The organism is Streptomyces sp. NPDC020875 (assembly GCF_040641415.1).
Taxonomy (GTDB): Bacteria; Actinomycetota; Actinomycetes; order Streptomycetales; family Streptomycetaceae; genus Streptomyces.
In genome coordinates this window covers 1-1,550 of the sequence record NZ_JBFADP010000140.1, presented here as the reverse complement: position 1 = coordinate 1,550, position 1,550 = coordinate 1, and the positions used below count along the sequence as shown (strand labels likewise).

The 1,550-nt window shown below is 67.0% G+C and carries 1 protein-coding gene; it reads right to left on the bottom strand.

Features of this window, described 5'->3' with window-relative positions:
• The coding region (locus AB0G74_RS34340; protein WP_361154653.1) for a condensation domain-containing protein at positions 1 to 1,550 on the bottom strand (1,550 nt) is incomplete at both ends.

The window sequence follows — 1,550 nt, the reverse complement described above, 5'->3', positions numbered from 1 at the left end:
GGGTGGTCGTAGGGGAGGGGGAGGGTTTCGGGGAGGTTGCTGAGGTTGTTTTTCCAGTATTCGAGTTGCTGGGCGGCGAGGCTGTTGGGGTCGTTCTCGTCGCCGAGGAGGGTTTTCTGCCAGAGGGTGTAATCGGCGTACTGCACCGGCAGAACCGGGCGGTGGTCGGTCGCGGTGCCGTCCGTGTAGTGCTGGTAGAAGTGCAGCAGATCGGTGAGGAGGGGGCGGATCGATTCACCGTCGGCCGCGATGTGATGGACCACGAGAACGAGAGAGTGTTCCTTCGGACTCGTCGTCAGCAGAGCCACCCGTAGCGGCAATTCCTCGGCGAGCAGGAATCCCCGTCGAATGAATTCATCGATGGACCGATGGAGGTCCCCCGGCTCGATCCGGTGGTGGAGGAGTTCGGGCTCGGCTTCGTCCGGGGTGTGGATGTGCTGGTGGGGGGTTCCGTCGGTCTCGGGGAAGGTGGTCCGGAGCGTTTCATGGCGCTCGACCAGATCGATCAGCGCCCGGTGCAGGGCTTCGGGGTCGACGGTTCCGCTGAGGTTGATGATGAAGGGGATGTTGTAGGTGGGGGTCGGGCCCTGGAGCTGGTTGAGGAACCAGAGCCGTCGCTGAGCCGACGACAGCGGAACCAGCCGGGGCCGCGCCATCGCCTGGAGAGTCGGCCGTACGGCCTTGGTGTCGTCCAGATGATGGGTGAGCCGGGCGACCGTGGGGTGGTCGAAGAGAGTCCGGACGGTGACTTCCTTGCCGAGCGCGGCCCTGATCCGACTGGTCAGCCGGGTGGCGAGCAGGGAGTGGCCGCCGAGCTGGAAGAAGTTGTCATGGATACCGACCCGGGGCAGGTCGAGGGTCTCGGCGAACAGCCCGGCCAGGGCCTTCTCCCGCGCGGTACGGGGCGCCTGGTCGCTGATCTGCTCCTGGAGATCGGGCGCCGGCAGGGCCCGCCGGTCGAGCTTTCCGCTGGTGGTCGTCGGAAGCTCGGCCAGCACCATGAACACCCCCGGGACCATATGGTCGGGCAGGGTCTTCCGGAGCCGGTCGCGGATGTCGTCGATATCGAGCGTGGTCCCGGGACGGCCGACGAGATAGCCGACCAGCCGGATGTTCCCGGTGTCATCGGTATGGGTCCGTACCGCCGCCCGGTCGATCCGCGGATCCCGGGCGAGTACGGCCTCGATCTCGCCGAGTTCGATCCGCAGCCCGCGGACCTTCACCTGCTGGTCGAGCCGCTCCTGGTAGTCGAGGGTTCCGTCGGTGGTCCAGCGGGCGAGGTCGCCGGTGCGGTACATGCGGGTGCCGGGTGGGCCGTAGGGGTCGGCGATGAAGCGTTCGGCGGTGAGTGCGGGGCGGTGGAGGTAGCCGCGGGCGAGGCCGATGCCGGAGATGTAGATCTCGCCGGTGACTCCTGGGGGCACCGGTCGGAGGAAGGGGTCCAGGACGTGGATATGGGTGTTGTGGTTGGGGGTGCCGATGGTGATGGGTTGGTTGGGGGTGATGGGTGTGGTGAGGGTGGTGCAGGCGGTGGTTTCGGTGGGTCCGTA